Source organism: Cupriavidus sp. DL-D2 (genome assembly GCF_039710735.1).
Taxonomy (GTDB): domain Bacteria; phylum Pseudomonadota; class Gammaproteobacteria; order Burkholderiales; family Burkholderiaceae; genus Cupriavidus.
Genome location: NZ_JBDKXK010000031.1, coordinates 21,972 through 46,477, shown reverse-complemented (window position 1 = coordinate 46,477; position 24,506 = coordinate 21,972). Strand labels below are relative to the sequence as shown.

Here is a 24,506-nt window from a genome sequence, read left to right as displayed (position 1 = left end):
CTCCGCGCGTGCAGGCTTAACCCGATTCCAGAAAATGAAGGCAACGCTCTGGTGGCGTTGCTCGAAGACCATCCGACAGATGGGGAAGACTAGCCGTGGACTGGCGCCAGCAAGGGCGATAGCGTTGTTGCGAGAACCCCGACGATCACCGCCGTCCGCGCCACGCGTGGCGACGCGTGCGGTGCCCAGGAGAACGTTCCCGCCACGGTCAATGCACCCAGCGTGAGAAGCCCGCCCCAATACACCACGCCAAACGCCCAGCCTTCGGCCAGCACGCAAGCCGCAAGTGCCAGGGCCAGGGCAAACGCCCCCTGCCAGCGCAGGCGCCTGGCGCGTGCCGGTTCCGGCGACGTGCCGCGTCCGAACATGTCCGCGTGATGGCGATCCATTGCGGTCGCCAGCCACGTGAAACCGGCGACGGCGAACCCCAGGCCGGCCACGCAGGCAGGCCCGATCGGCAGCATCCCGACATCGCTCATTGCGGCACCTCGATACCCTTCACGTTGCTCGGAGTGGCCTTGGCCGTTTTCGGGGCTGCGGCCTTGCGCGGCGCCTTGCGTTTTCCGACGAGCCACGCGGCACTTCCCAAGCCAATACCCAGCGCGAGCACGGTCAGGTCGAAGCCCGCCACCACAGCCGGGCCGTGGAACAGCGTGACGCCGAGGTGCGTGGACGTGGTGAAGGCATTGAGCACCGGCAGCCCGGCAAACAGCGCCGCACCGATCCATAGCTGCACGCGCCACATGCCGCGCGTCGGCCGAATCTGCGCGAGCACCGCAGCAGCCGCCCAGGCGGCAAAGAATGCCTGGATCTCTGCGGCCGAGCGTTGCGGGATATCCACGGGCAGCAGGCGATTGGCCCAGAAGTACGTGGCGAAGGCGATCGGCAGACCGGCAATCGCACCCAGGTTCAGGGCCTCCACCAGCCGCAGGCCGAACGGCGTGCGTCCCGTGGCGGCGATGCGCTTGGCATGGTGCTGTCGTGTCTTGACGGCCCACATCACGGCACCCGTGGCAACCATCAGCGTGCCGGCGATGCCGGACAGGAAGAACAGCACGCGCAGCAGCGTTGGCGCGAAGTGGGCCACATGCAGGCCCACCATCGTGAAGCGCGTGGCGCTGGCACCGGCCATCTCCTCGCCCAGCGTCGCCTTCAACTCGCCGGTGGGTCCGGTGAAGACCATCGACGGCGGCGTGGTCCGCATGCTGCGTTCATCGCGACGCGTGAGCGCCACGGTGGCGCTGGCATTGTTGGGCTGTTCGACGGTAATGCGCTGGATGCCGCTATCGCTCCAGCGCGCGTTGGCCTGCGCCATCATCGGCGCGATGGGCGCCAGTGGCGCGCTGTCCTTCGACGCCTTCAGGTTGCGCGGCGCACGGGCGGCCAGTTCGGTGTTGAACGTGCGCTCGTCGCCCTTGTACACCGACTGGATCCCCCACGGCATGTACAAGAGCATCAGCGTGACCAGGCCCGTGTAGGTGATCATCAAGTGGAACGGCAGTGCCAGCACGGCCACGGCATTGTGCGCGTCGAGCCAGGAGCGCTGTCCCTTCCTGGCGCGGAACGTAAAGAAATCGGCAAAGATGCGCCGGTGCGTGATCACGCCGCTGATGATGGCCACCAGCATGAACATCGTGCAGAAGCCGATGATCCAGCGCGCCCATATCGCCGGCATGTAGTGCAGGTCGAAGTGCAGCCGATACAGGAAATCGCCGCCGCGGGTTTCGCGCGCACCGGCAATCGGCTCGCCGGTGGCCGGGTCGAGCGTTCGGGTTTCAAGCCGTGCGCGGTTGTTCTTGCCCTTGTCCTCGGCGGTCGGCTTGCGGAGCCAGAACAGCGAGATCGTGGGATTACGCTCGTCGGGCAACGAAATAAACCAGCGCTCCGCATTGGGCGCCTCGCGCTGCAGGAAGGTGTAGGCGCGCTGCGCGGCATCCACCTCGGACACCTTGCTGTTCAGCGACGCATGCAGTTCCGGCTTCATCCACACCGAAATCTCGTCGCGGTAATAGCTGGCCGTGCCGCCGCAGAACACGAGGAACAGGAACCAGCAGACCAGCAGGCCGGACCACGTATGGAGCCACGCCATGGCCTGGCGCAGCCCCTGACCTTTTCTGAGTTCAGTCATCACGCACCACCCAGGGCAAACCAGCCCAATGCCAGGACCGCAGCAGGAATTGCCAGACCGATCCACGCACGCAGCGCCGAATCGGCGGCAAACACCCAGATCACGGCCAGCGCAAACCAGAGGAACGACAACAGCGTGGCGGTCACCACAGCCTCGGCCCGCGCCATGCCCACCCACTGCGCCAGCACCAGCGACAGGCAGCCGGTAGCCAGCGCCGCAACGCCATAGCCGCCCAGAATGGCCGCGATGGCGCGCGAGGCAATGCCTGCGCGGTATGCGACCGTAATCCCCTGCTTCATGTTTCTACGATGTCTCAAAAAGTAACGCACATGATAATCGTTCCCATCTCCGATGTCTGCCGCGTTATGTGACGAGTAGGGTTTGGGATGAGCAGACATTGGCAGACATGTCGCGATTTCCCACAAACTGCCGACCATCCGAGCGTGCCTGGCGATAGACACAGGACGGCGATATTCGCACAAAACTTGCCAGTTGATTCCGTCAGGCAGAACCATCATTCCGCCACGCGGTTGACGCCCGCAGGATCGGGATGGGACGATGCACCACATCGAATACCGGCGGACTCACGCCGGAGCCTTGCCTGGAGACAACATGAGCAGTACCGCCGCACCGGCGGGCCAGTCTGGCCCGGCGTCCGCCATTCCTGTATCGCACCCCCCCTTCCAGCCAGCATTCGCTCGCCTGCACCAGACCATGGCGCCATGGGTGGCCAGCCATCCCGACCGCATTGCCGTGATGGACGCACACCGCGCGTTGCGCTATGCGGAACTTGATGAAGCCGTCCGCGAGACCGCCCAGACCCTGACGCAACTCGGCGTGCGGGGCGGCGATCGCGTGGTGCTGGTGACCGAGAACAGCGTGGGATGCGCCGTGCTGCTGCTCGCGCTCAGCGCCATCGACGCGTGGTCCGTACCCGTCAACGCGCGGCTCTCGGCGCGTGAAATCGCCAACATCGTCGAGCACGCCGGCGCGCGGGTGACGCTCTATCTCGACAACGATTTCCCCGAAGCGCGCGAGCATGGCCTCGCCCGTGGTGCGCAGTGGACCGAGTGGACCCATGTCGGACGCCTGCTGGTCAGCGCCGTCGATGACGCGGCGGTCACGGAGCCGGTGGAGGCCGACCCACGCCAGCAGGTGGCGGCGATGATCTACACCACGGGCACTACGGGCGCGTCGAAGGCTGTGATGCTGACGCATGCCAACCTGATGTTCATCGGCCATTCCAACCGGCTGCAGTCGCGCGTGGCACCCGGCGACCGCGTCTACGGCGTGCTGCCGATCTCGCATGTGTATGGCTTGTCGGTGTTGCTGGTCGGCCCGGTGTCGAACGGCGCCACGGTGTATTACGAGCCGCGCTTCCGTCCCGAGAAGCTCGCTCGGGCACTCGTGGATCAACAACTGACGGTGCTACACGGCGTGCCCGCCATGTACGCCAAGGTCATCGAGTGGAGCCGTGCCAACGGCCAGTCCCTGCGCACGCCCGCGCTGCGGATGGCGCAGTCCGGCGGCGCACCGCTGACGGCCACGCTGAAGGCGGCCTTCGAAGAGGCATTCGGCATCGTGTTGCACAACGGCTATGGCATGACGGAGACATCGCCGACGGTCTGCCAGACGCGCGTGGAGACGCCGCGTAGCGATTGCTCCGTGGGCGCGGCCGTGCCCGACGTGGAGATCATGCTCGGCTCGCCCCTGCCCGATGGCAGCGGCGAGTTGCTGGTGCGCGGCCCGAACGTGATGAAGGGCTACTACAAGCGCCCCGACCTGACCGCGCAGACCATCGATACCGATGGCTGGCTGCATACCGGCGACCTCGCACGAATCGACGCCGATGGTGCGGTGTCCATCGTGGGCCGCTCGAAGGAAATCATCATTCACTCGGGCTTCAACGTGTATCCCGAGGAAGTCGAGCAATCGCTGAACGCATTCCCCGCCGTGCTGCAATCGGCAGTGGTAGGCCGGGCGATCGAGGGAAACGAGGAAGTCATCGCGTTCGTCGAGGTACGCGGCGGCATGACGCTCGACGAGGCCGCGCTGCGCGCCTTCCTGCGCGAGCGTCTCTCGCCGTACAAGATGCCCGCCGAAGTGCGCATCGTGACGCAACTGCCCGCCGCACCGTCCGGCAAGATTCTCAAGGCGAAGCTGCGCGAGCAGCTTGCAGCCGGCAACCTGTGAGCCACGCCATGGAACATATGAAACATATGGAACAGACACTGACCACCGCGCCGGACACTTTCGACACCACGCAGGCCGCCACCATCCCTGCCACGCCAGCGAAGAAGGAAAGCGTGCGCAAGGAAGACCGCCACTTCGTCACGGCCCTGGCGCGCGGCCTTGACGTGCTGGCCTGCTTCCGCGCCTTCGACAGCGAACTCGGCAATGCCGAACTGGCGCAGCGCTGCGGCCTGCCCAAGTCCACGATCTCGCGGCTCACGCATACGCTGACCGAACTCGGCTACCTGCAGGCATTGACCGATCCTGTGCGCTACCGCCTCGGCAGTTCGGCGCTCGCGCTGGCCCCAGCCGCGCAACAGGGCGCCGATGTGCTGGCCGTGGCGCGTCCGTTCATGCAGGAACTGGCCGATCTGTCGAAGGGTGTGGCCTCGCTCATCGTGCGCGATCGTGGCCGCATGCTGATTTTCGAGAACTGCCAGGCCGAGAGCTACCTGACGCTGCGCGTGCCCGTGGGCAGCCGCGTATCGGGGCTGACCACGGCGGCGGGCCGCGCCTACCTGCTGGCGCTGTCGAACACGGAGCAACGTCAGGCACTGGCAGCGTTCCGCACCGATGACAAGACGCCCGCGCCCACGGCCGAGAGCATGTTGATGCAATGCCGCGACGAGCATCGCCGGCTGGGCTGCACCACGTCGTTTGGCGAATGGCTGCCCGATATCAACTCGATTGCGCTGGCCTTCCGCCCCGGCCCGTCGCTGCCGCCCATGACGCTGAGCTGCAGCGGACCCAACGCGCTGGTGCCGCCGGCGCATTTGCTGGAGAAGGTCCGCCCGCTGCTGCAACAGCACGTCCGCAGGATCGAGGCCACGTTCGGCGTCACCGCCTGAGCGTTATTCCAGTACAGCAGGAACCCCGCGTTTGCCGTACGATGCGGGTTTTCTGCGCACTCACTCGACCCGATCCCATGCCCCACCTCATCGTCGAAATCACTGAAAACACCCGCCTGGCCCGCTCGAAGGAAGAACTGCTCGACGAGTGCAATGCCGCACTGCTCGCCAGCGGCCAGTTCGATGAACCGTCGATCAAGTCGCGCGTGATCATGCTCGACACATATCGCCGCGGGACCGAACAGGGTGATCGTGGCTTCGTGCACGCCACGCTCCAGATCCTCGACGGCCGCGATCAGGCCATCCGCAAGGATCTTGGCGAACGTGTTGCCAGCGCCATCGCAGAATGCGTGCGGCCCGGCACTGAAGGACAGTCCGTGCAAGTGACGGTGAATGTCGTGGAGATGGAACGCGCGACGTTCGCCAAGCAGGTGATTGGCGGCTGAATCGCCCCTGCTACCCCAGGCGCGAGACCTTCGCGCCTGCTTCCCTGATATGGGTGGCGAGGCTATCCAGACACGGGCCGAATGCTGCGGAAAAGCGGCGTTCGGCACGCAGCCCGCTCAGGTAGTCTTCGGCCATGCTGTACGCACGCATCCAGATTGCATTCGGCACACTGGAGCGCAAGTTGGCCGGCAACAGCGTGTTAGACAAGGCGCCGCTCGCGCGCGGCGCGAATCCCATCGACAGCATGTCGTAGGCCGGTGCCAGCACGTAGGGACGCGCGTGCAGCGCTTCGCCGTTGGTGAAGGACAAATTGCCGTTGTGCATATCGGTGTTCCCGATCAGCGTGCCGAACGCATAGAGCAATGCGGCGTTTTCTGCGGACTCCGGCGTGATATGTCGCTCGTTGGCAAGTTGCGCGGCAATCACCGGCCAGATGGCGCTGCCCTGACCGGCGAACTCCGCTTCGACAGATTCCAGCGAGAACAGCGCCCGACGTCCCAGCGGCCCGACCCGGTCGAATCGCTCCACCTCCAGGAATCGCTGCGAACCGTGATCGACGACATGCGATCGTGCCGCGCGGATGCCTGACGCCGCGAGTGTCTCCAGCGCGTGATGCTCCGTCAGCAGCAAATCGCGCCAGCGCTCGGTCATCGCGTTGTCTTCGGGGAGCGTGAACTTCACTAGCACATGCCGTGGCCCACGCGTCGTATCGACATAGGCCGTGAATTTGGGCTGCTCGCCACCCGCAGATGATCCCGGTAACTCACCCCGCGCAGCCTCTTGCGCCAGCCGCACGTAGACCGATCCCTTTCCGGCTTCCGCGAGCGGCTTCGGCACCTTGGCACTCAGGAAGCGGTCGCGCGCGAGGTCGCCCAGCAACAGATTGCCCACGGCGTCCTGGCCCTGCGCGATCAGACTTCGCATGATCTGGCTATCGTTCCACTCGGCCACATTGGCGGGCAGGCCCAGCCCCTGCGCATATCGCGCGGCATAGGCGCGACCGAGAAAACCCTGCGGCCGCATATCCAGCAGCCACCACGGCAGGCTGTCGCTGAAACGGGTAACGCCCCCCTCCACTTCGCGCATCACGAAGCCGTCCGCCCGCACGGGAATGAGATCGCCCAGCGCGCGGATCGTACCGTCCGAACACACGCGATAGACCGGCACTTCGCCAAACCCGCGAGCAGTGTCACGCAAGGCATATTGAATAGATCGGGCAGCGCCTAGTCGAACCAGTTCGCCATCCATGCCCTGGATGGCGCGCGACAGCGTTGGCTGACTAACTCCAATATTTCCAATGAGTTGGCGCGCCGTGGCCGGGCCACCGGCGAGCCGGAACCGGATCTGATCGGGGAGCGAAGCCATATCTGAATAGATTCTTGAATAGAATCATGAATAGATACTGGACTATACCATTGGCTGCGACACATGCGACCGGGCTTACTTGAAGTGTCCTAAAAAGCACAAGAGCGATGTCGCGCTTACGCAGCGACATCGCTCTGTTTTTTATTGTTTGTTAAGACCCCTCCCGCACTCCCCGATCAGGTCACCGGCGCCGGGTTGAACAGTGCCAGGGAGTTCTGCAGGCCATGGTGCTCGGCCCAGGTTTTCTTCCGGCCACTCGCCACCTCGATCATCAGGTTGAACAGTTCCCAGCCCACGTCCTCGATAGTCGCATCGCCGGTGGCGATACTGCCCGCGTTGATGTCCATGAGGTCATGCCAGCGGCGTGCGAGGTCGCTGCGCGTGGCTACCTTGATGACCGGCACTTCGGCCAGACCATACGGCGTGCCGCGCCCCGTGGTGAACACGTGCAGGTTCATGCCGGCGGCCATTTGCAGCGTGCCGCAGATGAAATCGCTGGCGGGTGTGGCGGTGTAGTTCAGGCCGCGTGTCTTGACGCGCTCGCCCGGCGAGACCACACCGGCGATGGGTGCGCTACCGGACTTGACGATCGAGCCCATGGCTTTCTCGACGATGTTCGACAAGCCGCCCTTCTTGTTGCCTGGCGTGGTGTTGGCGCTGCGGTCCGCGCGGCCGCGGTCCAGGTATTTGTCGTACCAGTCCATCTCGCGGATCATCGCCTCGGCCACTTCGGGTGTAGCGGCGCGCGAGGTCAACTGGTCGATGCCGTCGCGCACTTCGGTCACCTCCGAGAACATCACGGTTGCGCCGGCGCGTACCAGCAGGTCGGTGGCGAAACCCACGGCCGGGTTGGCGGTCACGCCAGAGAACGCATCGCTGCCGCCGCACTGCACGCCCACCACGAGCTCGGAAACGGGCACCGTTTCGCGCTTGCGTGCATTGAGCGTCTTCAAGTGGCTCTCTGCCATCGCAACGATCGAATCGATCATCGACGCGAAGCCCACATGCTTGTCGTCCTGCAGGCAGACCACGCCCACCTGCACTTCGCCAGCGCCGGTCTGGATCGGGATGGTTCCCGGCGGCATCAGGCGATCCGGCTGCAGCTTTTCGCAGCCCAGGCTCACCATCATCGCGGTGCCGCCGAAATTGGGATTCAGCGCGATGTTGCGCAGCGTGCGGATCGGGATGATGGCGTCGGGCGCATCGATGGCCACGCCACAGCCGTAGGTGTGCTCCAGACCCACTACGTCATCGACGTTCGGGTACTTCGGCAGCAGTTCGGCCTTGATGCGTCGCACGGCAAAATCCACCACGCCGGACACACACTGCACGGTCTCCGTGATTGCCAGGATGTTGCGCGTACCCACCGAGCCATCCGGGTTGCGGAAACCCTCGAACGTATAGCCGTCGAGCGGCGGCAGCGGCTCGGGCAGGCGCGTGGAGATCGGCAGGTCGGTCAGGCCGGGCGCCACGGGCATCTCGATGACACGCTCGTTGACCCAGCTGCCGCGCGGCAGATCCTTGAGCGCATAGCCGATGGTCACGTTGTAGCGCGTCACGGCATCGCCCTGCTTCAGGTCCACCAGTGCTACCTTGTGGCCCTGCGGCACATGTTCCACCAGGGTCAGGCCACACGGGAACACGGTGCCGGCGGGCTGCCCGCCGTCGTTGGCAACAATGGCCACGTTGTCATTCGCGTGGATGCGGATGTAGAGCGGCTTGGGCGCCGCCGCCACGTTCTGAACCGACAAGTCCGACATTTGGGGGATTCCTTCTTTATTGGGGGTGCTTCAGTTCCACGCGGCGAATGTCCTTGACGATCACCAGGTAGCTCAGCACACAGACCAGGGCGTTGATACCGACGAACACCAATGCGCCGTTGAACGAGCCCGTCGTGCTCAGGATATAGCCGATCACGATTGGCGTCACGATGCCGGCAATGTTGCCGAACGTGTTGAAAATACTGCCGGCCATGCCGATCACTTCCTTGGGCGCCGTATCGGCCACCACGGCCCAGCCCAGCGCGCCGATGCCCTTGCCGAAGAACGCCAGCGCCATGATGGCCACGACCAGCCACTCGGCATCCACGTAGTTGCAGGCCACCATCGAGATCGACAGCGCCATGCCGGCGACGATCGGCACCTTGCGGGCCAGGGTCAGCGAATGGCCGCGACGCAGCAGCGCGTCGGAGATCACGCCGCCCAGTACACCGCCGAGGAAGCCGCAGATCGCGGGCAGCGAGGCCACGAAGCCTGCCTTCAGGATCGACATGCCGCGCGCTTGCACCAGGTACACGGGGAACCATGTCAGGAAGAAGTACGTCAGCACGTTGACGCAGTACTGACCCAGGTAGACACCTGCCAGCATGCGATTCGTCAGCAGTTGCTTCGCGTAGAACCAGCCGGTCGGGCTGGCTTCCTTCGCCTTGCCCTCGCCCTCGTTCATGTGGATCAGGCCGCCGCCCTGCTCGATGTGCGCAAGTTCGGCGGGATTCACGGCCGGATGCGTGGCCGGGCTGCGCATGACCTTGAGCCAGACCAGCGCCAGCAGCATGCCCATGATGCCCATCCACAGATAGACGTGGTGCCAGCCCCAGCTATGGACGATCCACGCCATCAGCGGCGTGAACACCACGGCAGCGAAATACTGGGCCGCATTGAAGATGGCCGATGCCGTGCCGCGTTCATCCGTGGGGAACCAGCTCGCCACAACCTTGGCATTGGCCGGGAACGCCGGCGACTCCGCGAGGCCCACCGCAAAGCGCAGCGCGAACAGCGCGGACAACGTGGCGCCAACCGTGCCGAAAATGCCGATCCAGCCTTGCAGCAGCGTGAACAGCGACCAGAAGAAGATGCTCACCGCGTAGATGCGGCGGGCGCCGAAACGGTCGAGCATCCAGCCGCCCGGAATCTGCGCCATCACGTAGGACCAGCTGAACGCCGAGAAGATGTACCCCATCTGCACAGCCGTGAAGCCGAACTCCTCGCGCATGGCGGGGCCGGTGATGGATAGCGTGGCCCGGTCGGCGTAGTTGACCGTGGTCACGATGAAGATCAGGGCAAGGATCCAGTAGCGGACATTGGTGCGGCGGGCGCCGGAGGCGGCAGCTGCGCCGGTGGTGGGTGTTGCGGTCATCGGGTCTCCTCACAACCGGGGCCTGATGCAGGAATGCGTTGGGACCGGCTTGTGATATGTCGTCGTACGACCAGAATTATAGTGATCGGGTTCCCCCTGACACAGCGCGCGTTTACCCTGAGTCGGTGCACCGCGCCCTCATGCCGTGCATCGCGCCCAAAAACGGCTGCTTTCAATTAGCTTGCGGTCTGGCGGGTGATGCACCCCTTCCGGACGGTATGCCGAAATGGACCTGGCAAGGTGCCCGGATGACAGGTTAGCAGCAACCTGAACACGGGGTTTTCCCTCAAATCCGACCGTATTGCTTGCATGGTCAAGTTGATAGTTGTACGATGACTTATCTCGAAGCCATCGACACGGTGGAACGAGCTACAAGACGCCCTTGTTCCACCCCAACATCACTATTTCGCCATGTGGCGATCAGGAAGAGCGACATGACTACTCCGCAAGAACTCAAGCAGATCATCTCCGAGGGCCTGCTCTCGTTCCCCATTACCGATTTCGACAAGCAAGGCAACTTCCGCGCCGATACCTACGCAGAGCGCCTGGAATGGCTGGCCCCGTACGGCGCCACCGCCCTGTTTGCCGCTGGCGGCACGGGTGAGTTCTTCTCGCTGACGCAGCAGGATTACTCCAACGTGATCCGCACGGCGGTGGAAACCTGCCGTGGCAAGGTGCCCATCCTGGCCGGCGCCGGTGGCCCGACCCGCGTGGCCATCGAGTACGCGAAGGAAGCCGAGCGCCTGGGCGCCCACGGCATCCTGCTGATGCCGCATTACCTGACCGAAGCCAGCGAAGACGGCATCGCCAACCATATCGAAGAAGTCTGCAAGGCCACCAAGTGCGGCGTGATCGTGTACAACCGTGCCAACTCGCGCATCGGTGCCGATCTGCTGGCCAAGGTCGTGGACAAGTGCCCGAACCTGATCGGCTTCAAGGACGGCGTGGGTGACATCGAAGCGATGGTGCGCGTGCGCCGCAAGCTGGGCGATCGCCTGTCGTACCTGGGCGGCCTGCCCACCGCCGAAGTCTACGCCGCCGCCTACAAGGCACTGGGCGTGCCCGTGTACTCGTCGGCCGTGTTCAACTTCATCCCGAAGACCGCGATGGAGTTCTATCGCGCCATCGCCGCTGACGACCACGCCACCGTGGGTCGCCTGATCGACGACTTCTTCCTGCCGTACCTGGACATCCGCAACCGCAAGCATGGCTACGCCGTGTCGATCGTCAAGGCCGGCGCCAAGCTGGTGGGCCGCGACGCCGGTCCGGTGCGTGCACCGCTGACCGACCTGACCGAAGAAGAACACGGCATGCTGGACGCCCTGATCAAGAAGCTCGGACCGCAGTAAGCATCCTCGATTTGCGTTGAGTTGTAGTGTTGAAGTTTGAAAGCCGGCCTTGTGCCGGCTTTTTTTATTCGCTCGGCGCCTGGCTCTGGCCGAGCGAATCCATCGTCAGATCCACAAGGGCGCGCAAGCGGGCGAGCCGCCGCAGATCCTTGTGAAAGCCGAACCAGACATCGCGTCCGGGGGGCGCTTCGCCCAGATCGACGCGAACAAGATCCGGCATGACATCGCCCAGCGGACACGGCAGCACCGCGAAACCGCCGCCCTCGACACACATGCGCGCCTGTACACCCCGGTTGTTGCTGCGATACACGGTGCGCGCCTGCGGCAGCATCCGCCGCGCCCATGCCACGTCTGGCAGCGCATCGAAAGCCGTATCCATCGTGATGAGTGCCGCGCCCGTCCCGTCTCCTGCACGCGGCGCCACCAGTTCGCGGTGTCCATACAACGCATATTCCATGTGCATGAGCTTGCGCTGGATAACGTCGGCTTCCTCGAACGGCATGATGCGGAATGCCAGGTCGGCTTCGCGGCGGGCCAGGCTGTGCTGACGCGAATCCGTCACCAGTTCCAGTGACACCAGCGGATGTTGCCCAAGAAAACGTGCAAAGACCGGCGTCAGCACATACATGCCGAACCAGTCGGACGATGTCACGCGCAGGGGACCGGCCAGTTCGTTGCCATGCCCAGCCAGTGCGCGTGCCAGCCCCAGCGCCTCCTCTTCCATGCGCTCGGCATACACCAGCACGGCGTTGCCCTCATCGGTCAACACCAGACCGTCGGTGGTGCGGTGGAACAGCAGTTGCCCTACTGCCTCCTCCAGCGTGCGCAAACGGCGTCCCATGGTCGGCTGTGTCTGGCCAACGAGCTTCGCAGCGCCGCCAAGCGTCCCGGCTCGTGCGATCGCCAGGAAAATGCGCAGATCACTCCACTCCAGCTTTAGCTCATGCATTTTCGATTGGGTGCCATTCGATATTGTTGATTTTCATGCGATTCCGCATGGCACATGATGAATGCCATGACACGCGGAATGCAAGACCGCATCGCGTGATGACCGAAAGGAAGGCAGAACATGACATCGACCATGCAAGCTCTGGTGCTGAATCAATACGGCGGCCCACTCGTATCCACCACGCTGCAGCGGCCCGAACCGGGTCCGGGACAGGTGCTGGTGCGCATCGCAGCGAGCGGCCTCAATCCGCTCGACACCAAGATCCGCGCTGGCGCCGCCGCGCACGCCCGGCATCCGTTGCCGCTCGTCCTCGGCATCGACATGGCCGGCACGGTAGAGGCAATCGGCGCAGGCGTGACCGCTTTCCAGCCGGGTGACGATGTCTATGGCATGACAGGCGGCGTGGGCGGCATCCAGGGTTCTCTTGCCCAGTACGCAGCCGTCGACGCCGCCCTGCTGGCCCGCAAGCCGGGCAATCTGTCGATGCGCGAGGCCGCCGCGTTGCCGCTGGCCTTCATCACAGCCTATGCGGGCATCGTCGATCGTGCACACCTTGGGGCCGGTCAGACCGTGCTCGTGCAGGGCGGTGCCGGCGGCGTCGGACATATCGCGGTGCAACTGGCGCGTGCTCTCGGTGCGTCGGTATTCGCCACTGCCAGTGCGAAGGATCTCGATCTGGTCGCCGAACTGGGCGCGACGCCCATCGACTATCGCGCGCAGACGGTTGAGCAGTACGTGGCCGAGTTGACCCAGGGCGAAGGATTCGATCTCGTTGTCGACACGGTCGGCGGCCCCACGCTCGATGCCTCATTCGCCGCTGTCAGGCACTTCGGCCATGTGGTCAGCGCGCTGGGGTGGGGAACGCATGCGCTGGCGCCGCTGTCCTTCCGCGAAGCCACCTACTCCGGTGTGTTCACGCTGTATCCGCTATTGACCGGCAAGCTGCGTGCGCATCATGGCGAGATGTTGGCCGAGGCCACGCGTTTGGCGGAATGCGGACAGTTGCGTCCCGTCGTGGATCCGCGGCGCTTCACGATGGTCCAGGCAGAGCAGGCTTACGAAGTCGTTGCGGGGGGCACGGCACGCGCCAAGATCGTGGTCGAACTGGATTGAAGGCGTCACGGTCAAGCATTGGCATTGCACCGTTCCGGCCCATTCCAGCGCACCAACTTGCAACGTGCGATGCGTCATTCCGGTGATTTCAGCGTATGTGCCATTTGCCAGGACCGGCTTTACGCACCAAACCGGCTGGCCCGAAACCTGCTCAGTGCATAGCGAAGAGTAGAAGCGTTCAACCGCCCCATCCCTTCTTTCCGAAGGGCGGCAGGAAATTGCTCTTGATGTCCGCGCCACGGCGGAGATCGAGAGCCTTGTCCTGGCATCCCGCTCCCCCGTCGGCCGGCCCGTTCACCTTTCCTGAACCCGGAACGACATGACTGACACCACCCTCCCCCTTCACGAACTGGCCCGCGAATCGCGCATGGGCGCGCATGGCTTCGAGACCGATGCGCGCGAGATCCGGCGCATCGACCTGTCGGACTTCGACCAGCGCAAGGCGGAGATCAGCGACCAGCTCTGGCAGGCCGCCACCGATATCGGCTTCTTCCAGCTTGAAAGCCACGGCATCGAACTGGCCGCCGCGCGTGAGGCCTTTGCGACGACCGAACGGTTCTTCGCGCTGCCCGATTCGGTAAAGGCCCAGTATCCGCTGCAGAAGGCCAACAACGCCGGATGGGAATCGCGCGCGCAGGTGCGTCCCTCCACGGGAACGCCGGACCAGAAAGAGTCATATCAAATTACGCGGCCGCATATGGCACCGCTATGGCCGACTGACGAAGAACTGGCAGGCTTCCAGGCCACGATGCTGGCCTTCGAGCGGCAAGCCTGGGAAGTGGGCATGAAGGTGCTGTCGTGCTTTGCGGACAAACTCGGCTTCGACAGCGACTTCTTCACGCGTGCGCATGACCCGTCCGCGCCCGACTACCAGAGCACGCTGCGCCTGCTCCACTACTACGCCATCCCGCCCGAAGCGCAGGACAAGCTCGAACTGTGGCGCGCTGGCGCGCACACCGATTTCGATTGCCTGACGCTGCTGTTCCAACGGCAGGGTCAAGGTGGCCTGCAGGTTTGCCCCGGCAAGGAAATGGAAGCGCAGGCATGGACCCCGATCCCGCCCGACGAGGACGTCATCACCTGCAACATCGGCGACATGCTGATGCGCTGGAGCGACGACCGCCTGCCTTCGAATTTCCATCGCGTACGCAATCCGGTACCGGGCGAATACATGGGACCGCGCTACAGCCTGGCGTTCTTCTGCCAGGCCAACCGCAACGCCATGATCGAAGGCCCGTCAAAGTTGTATCCGGCGATCACTGCGGGGGAGTTCCTGAAGCAACGGGTGGCGGCTAATTTCAAGGCTTATTGATTCAAGCACCGATGGGCTTGCTCCCTTCTCCCATGCAGTGGGAGAGGGGAGAAAAACAGGGCAAACACAAACCAAACCCCCAACAAAAAACCCCACGCCTTCTCAAGCGTGGGGTTTCAAGCCGTCCACCCGAAGGTGGACAGGCGACTACCAAAGGGATCGGGCTATCAGGCCGCAGCGTCCTTCAGCTTCTTCAGCGGACGGACCTTGACCTTGACGCTGGCCGGCTTGGCCGGGAACCAACGCTCTTCACCCGTGAACGGGTCCTTGCCGAAGCGCTTCTTCTTGGCCGGCACTTGTTGTGCGGTGACCTTCAGCAGGCCCGGCAGCGTGAATTCGCCAGCGCCCTTCTTGTTCAGCGCGCTAACGATGGTGTTTTCGAGATGGGCCAGAACCGTCTTCACGGCCTTGGCTTCGAGCTGGGTTTGCGCTACCAGGTGAGCGACCAGGCTCGACTTGTTGAAGGTGTCCTTCAGCGGCTTCGGAGTCGGAGCAGCGGCCGGAGCAGCCTTCTTGGCCGGAGCGGCGGCCTTCTTTGCGGCAGCCTTTACGGGTGCCTTGGTTGCTGCTGCCTTCTTGGCAGGAGCCTTGGTTGCAGTCTTCGCGGTCGGTTTCGCTTTGGTCGCCATGTCGATATACGAGAGTTGAAGATTGTCGTTCCGGCCGATTCGCAATCACTGCCTGACGCTAGTCGTTTGCAGAGTCGTGAACCATGCTGGCCGGCACGCACTGAATCATAGCGGAAACGGCCAGAAGTAAAGGGGTTTTCTCACATGCGGCAGGTCAAACCAAGTAAAAACCCCGTGTTTTGTCGCTGCTTTGCGTCAGGAAACTCTCTGCGGAGCGCTACGTACCCCCACTTTCGCGTCTGACAGACGCTGCAAACGCGCAAAAGTTTCCGCGAATCAATGCGCGTGCGCAGCCATCGCGTCGCGTGTTTCGTGCGCCAGGCCCAGTGCAAAAGCGGCTTCCGCCACGAGGAAAAGCGGGCCGACCAGCAACCCGACAAGGTCGTCGACGAAAGCCGGCTTGCGTCCCTCGTAGTAGTGCCCCACGAACTGGATGATCCAGCCGAGCACGAACAGACCGATGCCGCTGGCCAGCCATGCCGTCGTGGAAAACGCCGCGATCCACGCGCCTGCCCAGACGAACGCCGCGAGGATCACGGCCATCGCCACGCCGAATCCGAGCGACAGCCGCAGATAGAACAGGCAAGCGAGTGCGTAGACGACGATGGCCGGTGTCAGTGCCACGCCCCCCTCGCCCAGCGGCATTGCAGGGCGTCCCAGCAGCGCGGTCACGGCCAGCACGATCATCGGGATACCTACGAAGTGGGTGACGACGTTGCGTGAGTCGCGGTGATAGGCGGCGTACTGGGACAGATGATCGATCAGGGTTTTCACGTGGGGTCTCCTGGAATGTATGCCGGTCTCGAATGCTGCAACGTAGCGAAACCACGATGCCCGCCGGGTTTTGAGGTCGATTTATAGTAGTCACGCGAAAAGCGCTGCGGAATAGCAAAAACCCGGCGTTAACCCGCCGTTCGAGGCACTCCACTAATCTTCCTTCTCCCCTCGCCATGCTCGACGCCGACCAGATACCTGCCCTGACTGCCGATCAACGCGAAGCGTGGCTGCGGCGCATCGGCTTCGATCAGCCCACGCCACCGACGCTGGAAACCCTCGACGCGTTGATCGCCAGCCATCTGCGGCATCTGCCATTCGAGAACCTGAACTCGCTGACAGGTCGCCGCGTAGCCATCGACCTGCCGTCAGTCTTGGAGAAGCTCGTGTATCAGGGCCGCGGGGGCTACTGCTTCGAACTCAACACGCTTTTCTGCGCGGGCCTGAAATCGCTGGGTTTTTGCGTAACGCCGCTGGCCGCGCGCGTGCGCTGGAACATGCCGGCCTCGGCACGCACAGGCTTGACGCACATGCTGTTGCGCGTGGAAGTGGCCCACGAAAGCCATATTGCCGATGTCGGGTTCGGTGGTCCCACGCCCGCATTTGCGCTGCCGCTGTCTTCGCCGATCGCGCCGCAGAAGCTCCATCGGCTGCAACCTGTGCCACCTGCAGAGGCTGGCGGAGCCTTTCACCTGTACGACATGACCGTCGGCGATGGCGGGGAAACGGCGGACGCCGACGCATGGCGCGTCATGTATCGCTTCGACCTGACACCGCAGCCGCAAATCGATTACGTGGCCCGCAACTGGTACGTGTCCACCCATCCGGAGAGCCACTTCACAACGACGCTGATGGCGGCCCGCATCGAGCCCGATGGCACACGGCTCGCATTGGCGAACGCCGATTTCACCGAGCGCACCTCGGACGGACAGGTCCGCAAGCAGGTGCTGTCTTCCGCCGCGGCCGTGATCGAGTTGCTCACCGGGCGCTTCGGCATCCGCCTGGACGACGACCTTCGCGCCGCCCTGACGGCCCGCTTGCCCGAGATCCTCCCGGCATACCGCACAACCTGAACCGACGAACCGAAATTCTGCGCTGCAGGATATAGCCATGCATCGCGCGCATTGCCCGCAGAACATTTGCTGATAACGGGTCGGTCGCGGCCCTTGGCCGGTGGACTGGGCGGCGGGTGGTTGCCCATAATGTTCCGGCTCATTCACGAATCAGGTGGCGGCCAGGACCGCTGCCATCCATCAGGAGACATCCACCATGTCATTGTTCGATCTGTCGGGCAAGGTAGCCATCATCACGGGTTCTTCGCGCGGTATTGGCCGCGCCATCGCCGAGCAACTGGCCGTGCAGGGTGCCAAAGTCGTCATTTCCTCGCGCAAGATCGAAGGCTGCCAGGAAGTGGCCGACGCCATCAATGCGAAGCACGGCGCGGGCACGGCGCTGGCGGTTGCGGCCAATATCTCGTCGAAGGAAGCACTGCAGCATCTGGTGGACGAGACCAACCGCGTGTTTGGCCGCGTGGACGTGCTGGTCTGCAATGCGGCATCTAACCCTTACTACGGGCCGATGAGCGGCGTCACGGACGAGCAGTTCCGCAAGGTGCTCGACAACAACGTGATTTCCAATCACTGGCTGATCCAGATGGTGGCGCCGCAGATGATTGATCGAAAGGATGGTTCGATCATCATCGTGTCGTCCATTGGCGGCCTGCGTGGGTCGCCTACGATTGGCGTCTACAACGTCTCGAAGGCCGCCGACTTCCAGCTCGCCCGCAACCTCGCCGTGGAGTTCGGGCCGCACAACGTGCGCGTGAACTGCATCGCCCCGGGCCTGATCAAGACGGACTTCGCGCGCGCCCTTTGGGAAGATCCGGTCCGCTACAAGCAATCCACGGAAAACGCGCCGCTGCGCCGCATTGGCGAGCCGGTGGAGATTGCCGGTGCTGCATGCTTCCTGGCATCGGCAGCCAGCACGTTCATGACCGGACAGGCGATGGTCGTGGACGGTGGCGTGACAATCTGAGTCGTTACCTGAGTGACCTGGGGAGGGCCGCCGCCCGGCTGCCCTCCCGCTCGTTCATGGGCAGTTTCTCGCGGGAGGCCATGCATGTCGCATCAACCGCAGCAACCGCAACACGCAACACCTGCCGGCCAGTGGCCGGTCATGTCGATTGCCGAGGCCCACGCCCGGCTCACTGCGCCTGGCGCGCCGTTCGAAACTGAAACACGCGTGATCCGGGGCGTGCCCACCACCGTGTGGAAGAACGCGCCACCCACGCTGCGCGACCTGTTCTTGGTAGCGGCCGCGTGGGGCGAGCGCACCTTCGTGGTCTATGAGGGGGAGCGCGTCAGCTATCGCGCGTTCGTGCTTGCCGCCACGGCGCTGGCGCATCAGCTTGTGCGCGACGGTGTGCACCGCGGCGATCGCGTGGCCGTGGCCATGCGCAACCTGCCTGAATGGCCCGTGGCCTTCTACGCAGGCCTGCTGACCGGCGCCATCGTCACGCCGCTCAATGCCTGGTGGACCGGCCCCGAACTGCAATATGGGCTGGCCGACTCGGGCAGCAAGATCGCCATCGTCGATTTCGAGCGGCTCGACCGCATTCTCGAACACCTGCCGCAATGCCCCGCGCTGGAACGCATCTATGTCTCGCGTGCGCCAGAGGATGCCAGCTTCGACGATCCACGCATCGTGCCGCTGGCTTCAGTGATTGGCGAATCCCGCACGTGGGGCACCCTGCCCTCGCAATCGCTGCCCATCGTCCCGCTCGACCCCGAGGACGATGCCACGATCTTCTACACGTCAGGCACCACCGGGAAGCCCAAGGGCGCCGTGGGAACCCATCGCAACGCGTGCTCGGTAGCGGTCTGCGGGCAGTTCAGCCCGCTGCGCAACCTGCTGCGGCGCGGCGAACCCGTGCCGGAACCGGACCCCAATGCGCCACAGAAAGCCGCGCTACTGGCCGTGCCGTTCTTCCACGTCACGGGCTGCATGTCGGTCCTGAATGGCGCGCTGGCCGTGGGCGGCAAGATCGTGCTGATGCATCGGTGGGACACGCTACGTGCCATGGGCCTGATCGAGACCGAGCGGTGCACTTCGGCAGGTGGTGTGCCTACCATCGCATGGCAGATCATCGAACATCCACAACGCGCAGCCTTTGACCTGTCGTCGCTGGAGAACATGCATTACGGTGGCGCGCCCGCTTCGCCGGAACTGGTGCGGCGCATCCAGGAAGCGTTTCCAAAAGCTGCGCCAGGCATTGGCTGGGGCATGACGGAAACGTCGGCCACGTTCACGAGCCACAGCGCCGAGGAATACGTGCATCGCGCAGATAGCAGCGGCCCGTCCCTGCCAATCGGCGAGATGAAGATCGATGACGGGTTCGGCAACGCGCTGCCCGTGGGCGAGATTGGCGAGTTGATGGTGCGCGGCGCCAATGTGGTCCACAGCTACTGGAACAAGCCCGAGGCCACGGCCAAGACGTTTTCCGACGGCTGGTTGCGCACTGGCGACGTGGCGCGTCTCGACGAAGACGGCTTCGTGTACATCGTGGATCGCATGAAGGACATGCTGATTCGCGGTGGCGAAAACATCTACTGCATCGAGGTGGAAAGCGCGCTGTATGCGCATCCGTCGATCATGGATGCCGCTGTGGTGGGCATCGCGCACCGGACGCTGGGAGAGGAACCGGCCGCGGTGGTGAGTCTCAAGCCGGGGATGGCGGCGAGCGAAACCGAGCTACAGGCGTTTGTGCGCGAGCGGATTGCGGGGTTCAAGGTGCCGGTACGGATCATCGTGCTGGACGAGATGTTGCCGCGCAATCCGAACGGGAAGATCTTGAAGTCGAACCTGCGCAAGCTGTTCGATTAGGTCCAGCGGGTCGGGCGGGCTCTCGGGTCCGCCCTCATTCGACTCGCTTATTTCACCGGGATCGGCGTCCCCGCCGGCACCGGCACGGCCGTCACCGCATTCTGCGGGCTACCACTGACGATGCGGTCCGAATACGTCAGGTAGACCAGCGTATTGCGCTTGCGGTCCACCGCACGCACCACGTGCAGCGTCTTGAACAGGATCGACATGCGCTCGGAGAACACGTCCTCCTGTGCCTTCAGCGGGCCCTTGAACGCGATGGTGCCCACCTGACGGCAGGCAATCGACGCCTCCGGCGGGTCCTCGGCCATACCGAGAGAGCCCTTGATACCACCGGTGCGCGCCCGCGAGACATAGCACGTCACGCCGTCCACTTGCGGGTCATCGTAGGCCTCAATGACGACCTTGTCGGAACCCGTCATGCGGAAATTCGTCGATACGCTGCCGATTTCCTCGGCATGGACGGCGGCTGCAAAGCACGCCACCATGACGCACAGCCCAGTCCTGACGATGTTCCTGACGCTCATTCCGATGTTGCTCCCTTGATCTCGTCGTGCCTGCGTTCCATTTCCTGGCGCAGCGCGCGGCGTTGCTTGGCGGCCTCGAAGCGCTGGCGCTCCACTTCGTCGCGCGGCTGCAGCGGCGGCACCTCGGCGGGCGCACCGTTGTCGTCCACGGCAACCATCGTGAAATAGCAGCTATTGGTGTGGCGCACAACCTTGCTGCGGATATTTTCCGTCACCACCTTGATCCCGATCTCCATCGAGCTGCGGCCCGTGAAGTTGACGGCGGCCAGGAACGTCACGAGTTCGCCTACGTGGATCGGCTGGCGGAACATCACCTGGTCCACCGAGAGCGTCACCACGTAGCGGCCGGCGTAGCGGCTGGCGCAGGCATACGCGACCATGTCCAGGTACTTCAGAATGGTGCCGCCGTGGACATTGCCGGAGAAATTGGCCATGTCCGGCGTCATCAGCACGGTCATGGAAAGCTGGTGGGACAAATCGTTCATCGCTGAAAATCCAGAATTCGAGCCTGAGGCGCGGGCAGTGTAACGCGACACGCCTCGCAATGGCACGAATAGAGATAGGAATTCCGCGAGAAGAGACCCGGCACAAAAAAGAAAAGCGGCCCCGCAGGCCGCTCTCTGTACTCCGCAGACGTGATGCGCTTACTTCTTCTTGTTCACGGCGTCCTTGAAACCTTGGCCGGCGGAGAACTTCACCGTCTTTGCTGCCGGGATCTTGATGGTTTCACCAGTACGCGGATTGCGACCGGTACGGGCGGCACGCTTGCCCGAGCTGAAGCTGCCAAAACCCACCAGCGTGACGGAGTCACCCTTGGCTACTGCCTTCTTGATACTGTCCAGCGCAGCGTTCAGCGCGCGCTCGGCGGCGGCATTGCTGAGTTCTGCTTCCGCGGCGATGGCCGATACCAGTTCACCTTTATTCATGGCTGTTTCCCTTGTTGGTCGTCGTCACCGGACTTATGCCAAGTGGCAAAAAGTCCGATCGGCGCAGTCTAATCTGCCCATTAAGGCTTGAGCAATCCCCAGTGGCACCAATGCAACGAAAACCGCCGCAAATCGTTCTGTGGCAACACTTAGCGGGCGTTTTACCCCTCTGTTTCCCAGATCGCGACATCACATTATTTGAATTTCATGTAAAGAACGGCGCACTTGGGTGAGAAACCGAGAATAGATCGAAAAAGTGGCGTGTCAGCAATAATATGCTCCCCCGCCTTCGATTATTCCGCCCAAGCGCAAAGCATCACGATGGTGCAGGATATTTCCATGCACCTTTTCGGGTCTGCTGCATCGCCGCAAATGCGTCAATCTGGCGCATAAGGTCTCTCGCATTGCTGGATAACCACCTCCCTTTCCAGCGTCAGCGGCGCCGATGCCGTCCGGAAGCCCGGCTGAAGAGCGCCATCCCAGTGCATTCCGCACCGTGTTTGCGCGAATTTCCCCGTTTTGCCGCCTTTTCAGGAACGCAAATTGCTTATCGCTGCTCCCATTTCGAGCATAAATCGGGCAAAGATAACGATGGATAACCTGAAGACTGGCACGGATGCGCTGTTCATCCTGCTCGGCGCAATCATGGTGCTGGCCATGCACGCTGGATTTGCGTTCCTGGAACTGGGCACCGTACGGAAGAAAAACCAGGTCAATGCACTGGTGAAAATACTGGTCGACTTTGCGGTCTCAACCCTGGCCTATTTCTTCATCGGTTATACGATCGCCTACGGCGTCCAGTTTTTCTCCGGTGCCGAAGTGCTTGCGGAGAAGAACGGCCACGAACTCGTGAAGTTCTTCTTCCTGGCCACCTTCGCAGCGGCCATCCCGGCGATCATCTCCGGCGGTATCGCCGAGCGCTCCAGGTTCAACCCGCAACTGGTGGCTACGTTCGTGCTGGTGGGATTTGTCTATCCGTTCTTCGAGGGTATCGTCTGGAACAACCGGTTCGGGCTGCAGGACTGGCTGGCCTCGGTGACTGGCGCGCCCTTCCATGACTTTGCCGGTTCGGTGGTCGTGCATGCGGTTGGCGGATGGATCGCCCTGCCCGCCGTGCTGCTGCTTGGCGCGCGGCGTGGCCGGTATCAGAAGGATGGCCGCATCAGCGCGCATCCGCCTTCGAACATTCCGTTCCTGGCGCTTGGGGCATGGGTGCTGGCCGTGGGCTGGTTCGGCTTCAACGTGATGAGCGCCCAGACCATCGACAAGATCAGCGGTCTGGTGGCCATCAACTCGCTGATGGCGATGGTCGGCGGCACACTGGCTGCGTGGGCGGCCGGGCGCAATGACCCTGGGTTCTCCTATAACGGCCCGCTGGCTGGTCTGGTGGCTGTCTGCGCGGGCTCGGACATCATGCATCCGCTTGGCGCGCTCGTCACCGGCGCGGTGGCCGGACTGCTGTTCGTCTATCTGTTTACGCTGGCGCAGAACAAGTGGCATATCGACGATGTGCTCGGCGTCTGGCCGCTGCACGGCCTCTGCGGCGCGTGGGGCGGCATCGCGGCGGGCATCTTCGGCACGCGCATGCTGGGCGGCATGGGCGGCGTATCGTTGGTGTCGCAGATCACCGGCACGCTGGCGGGCATCATCGTGGCAGTTGTAGGCGGCACGCTGGTCTATGGCGCGCTGAAGAAGTTCGTCGGCATTCGTCTCGATGCCGAGGAAGAATTCAACGGCGCCGACCTGACCCTGCACCGCATCTCGGCCACGCCAGAGCGGGAGACGAACTGGTAAGACGTTTCCGATGACACGCGCGACCGGCACATCGCGCTGAACGCCGGTCGCGCAGCAACGCCGACATCACAAAGTTTGACTTGAACTTTCGGGCCCGCGCGTCCAATAATGCCCTTGCCCCTCCCCAAACGCCGCAACAGGCGTGTCTCGCAATCCTGACATTCCCGACAGCGTTTTCTCTTTCGCCGTCCCTGGTTTTTTCCTGCCCGTCAAAACTGGAGCGTGTCTCATGGATACCACCTCGCTGCAAAGCATCCGCGACATCATTTACGGCTACGCCACAGTATTCGGGGTCAAGATTCTCGCTGCCCTGGCATTCTGGGTCGTGGGCCGCTGGCTGATTCATTTCGTGGTGCGGCTGGTGCAGAAATCGCTGGCCAAGCAAAGCGTCGATCCCACCCTGCTGCGCTATGTCGGATCGATTGTCACCGTCACGCTGAACGTGGTGCTGGTAATTGGCATCCTCGGTTACTTCGGCATCCAGACCACCACGTTTGCCGCACTGATTGCTGCGGCGGGCGTCGCCATCGGCATGGCATGGTCAGGGCTGATGGCGAACTTCGCAGCAGGCGCGTTTCTGGTGGTACTGCGGCCGTTCAAGGTCGGCGACTTCGTCACCATCGGCGGCGTCACCGGCACGGTGGTGGAGATCGGACTGTTCGCCACCTCGATGAATACCCCCGACAACGTCATGACCGTGGTCGGCAACAACAAGATTTTCTCGGACACGATCCAGAACTTCACGGCCAATGCGTTCCGGCGCGTGGAACTGAAAGCGCAACTGGCCGGCTCCACCGATGTGGCAGCGGCCACCGCGCTGCTCAAGGAAAAGATTGCCGCGATTCCCAACGTGCTGCCTGACCCAGCCGTGGAAGTCGAGATCCTTGAATTCACGCTCGTGGGGCCCGTGCTGGCCGTCCGGCCGTTCTGCCATAACGATCACTACTGGCAGGTCTATTTCGATACCAACCGCACGATTCGCGACACGTTTGGCCAGGCCGGATTTGCCGCGCCGATGCCGGCACAGGTCGTGGTCATGCAGAACTCGCCAGCCGTGCCGATGGCGCCTGCGCAACCCGCCAACCAGGCGGCCTGA

General features: G+C 63.4%; 23 protein-coding genes. 11 read left to right on the top strand and 12 right to left on the bottom strand.

Features of this window, described 5'->3' with window-relative positions; genetic code table 11:
* Positions 1–89 precede the first annotated feature (89 nt).
* Genes ABDB81_RS17780 through ABDB81_RS17770 form a run of 3 tightly spaced genes read right to left on the bottom strand, consistent with a single transcriptional unit; the run spans position 90 to position 2,427 of the window.
* Complete coding sequence (locus ABDB81_RS17780; protein ID WP_237380552.1) at positions 90–479, bottom strand: DUF3325 domain-containing protein; 390 nt, start codon at positions 477–479, stop codon at positions 90–92.
* Positions 476–2,128 (bottom strand): PepSY-associated TM helix domain-containing protein, encoded by a 1,653-nt coding sequence (locus ABDB81_RS17775; protein WP_346812518.1) that lies wholly within the window; start codon positions 2,126–2,128, stop codon positions 476–478. Before ABDB81_RS17775 ends, ABDB81_RS17780 begins: the two co-directional genes overlap by 4 nt.
* Positions 2,128–2,427, bottom strand: a complete 300-nt coding sequence (locus tag ABDB81_RS17770; protein WP_137923685.1) for a DUF3649 domain-containing protein — start codon at positions 2,425–2,427, stop codon at positions 2,128–2,130. Before ABDB81_RS17770 ends, ABDB81_RS17775 begins: the two co-directional genes overlap by 1 nt.
* 313 nt (positions 2,428–2,740) lie before the next feature.
* Here ABDB81_RS17770 and ABDB81_RS17765 point away from each other — a divergent pair, with 313 nt between their 5' ends.
* The 3 genes from ABDB81_RS17765 (at position 2,741) to ABDB81_RS17755 (ending at position 5,654) form a co-directional block, all read left to right on the top strand.
* On the top strand, positions 2,741–4,321 hold the full coding sequence (locus ABDB81_RS17765; protein ID WP_137923686.1) for an AMP-binding protein: 1,581 nt from the start codon (positions 2,741–2,743) through the stop codon (positions 4,319–4,321).
* An 8-nt stretch (positions 4,322–4,329) separates the two neighbouring features.
* The gene (locus ABDB81_RS17760) at positions 4,330–5,208 is read left to right on the top strand and encodes an IclR family transcriptional regulator (protein ID WP_237380555.1); all 879 of its coding nucleotides are present in this window, start codon (positions 4,330–4,332) and stop codon (positions 5,206–5,208) included.
* 77 nt (positions 5,209–5,285) lie between these two features.
* The gene (locus tag ABDB81_RS17755) at positions 5,286–5,654 is read left to right on the top strand and encodes a 5-carboxymethyl-2-hydroxymuconate Delta-isomerase (protein ID WP_160473927.1); all 369 of its coding nucleotides are present in this window, start codon (positions 5,286–5,288) and stop codon (positions 5,652–5,654) included.
* A 10-nt stretch (positions 5,655–5,664) separates the two neighbouring features.
* Here the strand turns inward: ABDB81_RS17755 and yjjJ are convergent, their stop codons facing one another.
* The 3 genes from yjjJ to ABDB81_RS17740 all read right to left on the bottom strand — a co-directional run bounded on the left by yjjJ (position 5,665) and on the right by ABDB81_RS17740 (position 10,155).
* Entirely contained in the window at positions 5,665–7,020 is a 1,356-nt protein-coding gene (yjjJ, locus tag ABDB81_RS17750; RefSeq protein WP_346812511.1) for a type II toxin-antitoxin system HipA family toxin YjjJ, read from the bottom strand.
* Between the two features lie 176 nt (positions 7,021–7,196).
* On the bottom strand, positions 7,197–8,780 hold the full coding sequence (gene garD, locus ABDB81_RS17745) for a galactarate dehydratase (protein ID WP_160473929.1): 1,584 nt from the start codon (positions 8,778–8,780) through the stop codon (positions 7,197–7,199).
* Positions 8,781–8,796: 16 nt separating this feature from the next.
* Complete coding sequence (locus ABDB81_RS17740; RefSeq protein WP_346812507.1) at positions 8,797–10,155, bottom strand: MFS transporter; 1,359 nt, start codon at positions 10,153–10,155, stop codon at positions 8,797–8,799.
* A gap of 434 nt (positions 10,156–10,589) precedes the next feature.
* Between ABDB81_RS17740 and kdgD the strand changes: the two genes are divergently transcribed.
* The gene (gene kdgD, locus ABDB81_RS17735; RefSeq protein ID WP_137923691.1) at positions 10,590–11,504 is read left to right on the top strand and encodes a 5-dehydro-4-deoxyglucarate dehydratase; all 915 of its coding nucleotides are present in this window, start codon (positions 10,590–10,592) and stop codon (positions 11,502–11,504) included.
* Between the two features lie 64 nt (positions 11,505–11,568).
* On the opposite strand, the gene ABDB81_RS17730 is transcribed toward kdgD, so the two are convergent.
* On the bottom strand, positions 11,569–12,453 hold the full coding sequence (locus ABDB81_RS17730) for a LysR family transcriptional regulator (RefSeq protein WP_346812504.1): 885 nt from the start codon (positions 12,451–12,453) through the stop codon (positions 11,569–11,571).
* 120 nt (positions 12,454–12,573) lie between these two features.
* On the opposite strand from ABDB81_RS17730, the gene ABDB81_RS17725 reads away from it, so the two are divergent.
* On the top strand, positions 12,574–13,566 hold the full coding sequence (locus ABDB81_RS17725; protein ID WP_346812502.1) for a zinc-dependent alcohol dehydrogenase family protein: 993 nt from the start codon (positions 12,574–12,576) through the stop codon (positions 13,564–13,566).
* A gap of 319 nt (positions 13,567–13,885) precedes the next feature.
* Complete coding sequence (locus ABDB81_RS17720) at positions 13,886–14,878, top strand: 2OG-Fe(II) oxygenase family protein (RefSeq protein ID WP_346812499.1); 993 nt, start codon at positions 13,886–13,888, stop codon at positions 14,876–14,878.
* 167 nt (positions 14,879–15,045) lie between these two features.
* On the opposite strand, the gene ABDB81_RS17715 is transcribed toward ABDB81_RS17720, so the two are convergent.
* A complete protein-coding gene (locus ABDB81_RS17715) occupies positions 15,046–15,507 on the bottom strand; it encodes an HU family DNA-binding protein (protein WP_137923695.1) in 462 nt (153 codons plus the stop codon).
* Positions 15,508–15,783: 276 nt separating this feature from the next.
* The gene (locus ABDB81_RS17710; RefSeq protein WP_346812496.1) at positions 15,784–16,281 is read right to left on the bottom strand and encodes an Mpo1-like protein; all 498 of its coding nucleotides are present in this window, start codon (positions 16,279–16,281) and stop codon (positions 15,784–15,786) included.
* A 176-nt stretch (positions 16,282–16,457) separates the two neighbouring features.
* Here ABDB81_RS17710 and ABDB81_RS17705 point away from each other — a divergent pair, with 176 nt between their 5' ends.
* The 3 genes from ABDB81_RS17705 to ABDB81_RS17695 all read left to right on the top strand — a co-directional run bounded on the left by ABDB81_RS17705 (position 16,458) and on the right by ABDB81_RS17695 (position 20,163).
* The gene (locus tag ABDB81_RS17705) at positions 16,458–17,354 is read left to right on the top strand and encodes an arylamine N-acetyltransferase (protein ID WP_346812494.1); all 897 of its coding nucleotides are present in this window, start codon (positions 16,458–16,460) and stop codon (positions 17,352–17,354) included.
* A 196-nt stretch (positions 17,355–17,550) separates the two neighbouring features.
* Positions 17,551–18,315: an SDR family oxidoreductase gene (locus ABDB81_RS17700; protein WP_137923698.1), complete on the top strand. Its 765-nt coding sequence runs from the start codon at positions 17,551–17,553 to the stop codon at positions 18,313–18,315.
* An 84-nt stretch (positions 18,316–18,399) separates the two neighbouring features.
* Positions 18,400–20,163 carry a class I adenylate-forming enzyme family protein gene (locus ABDB81_RS17695; RefSeq protein ID WP_137923699.1) on the top strand — a complete coding sequence of 588 codons (1,764 nt, stop codon included), beginning with the start codon at positions 18,400–18,402 and terminating at the stop codon, positions 20,161–20,163.
* Between the two features lie 47 nt (positions 20,164–20,210).
* Here ABDB81_RS17695 and ABDB81_RS17690 read toward each other — a convergent pair whose 3' ends face one another.
* The 3 genes from ABDB81_RS17690 to ABDB81_RS17680 form a co-directional block, all read right to left on the bottom strand.
* Positions 20,211–20,651: a CreA family protein gene (locus tag ABDB81_RS17690; protein ID WP_137923788.1), complete on the bottom strand. Its 441-nt coding sequence runs from the start codon at positions 20,649–20,651 to the stop codon at positions 20,211–20,213.
* A 35-nt stretch (positions 20,652–20,686) separates the two neighbouring features.
* The gene (locus ABDB81_RS17685) at positions 20,687–21,175 is read right to left on the bottom strand and encodes an acyl-CoA thioesterase (protein ID WP_137923700.1); all 489 of its coding nucleotides are present in this window, start codon (positions 21,173–21,175) and stop codon (positions 20,687–20,689) included.
* Between the two features lie 159 nt (positions 21,176–21,334).
* Positions 21,335–21,616 (bottom strand): HU family DNA-binding protein, encoded by a 282-nt coding sequence (locus ABDB81_RS17680; RefSeq protein ID WP_008651272.1) that lies wholly within the window; start codon positions 21,614–21,616, stop codon positions 21,335–21,337.
* A gap of 591 nt (positions 21,617–22,207) precedes the next feature.
* Here ABDB81_RS17680 and ABDB81_RS17675 point away from each other — a divergent pair.
* Complete coding sequence (locus ABDB81_RS17675; protein ID WP_137923701.1) at positions 22,208–23,410, top strand: ammonium transporter; 1,203 nt, start codon at positions 22,208–22,210, stop codon at positions 23,408–23,410.
* 229 nt (positions 23,411–23,639) lie between these two features.
* Positions 23,640–24,506, top strand: coding sequence for a mechanosensitive ion channel family protein (locus ABDB81_RS17670; RefSeq protein ID WP_137923702.1), 867 nt, complete (start codon positions 23,640–23,642; stop codon positions 24,504–24,506).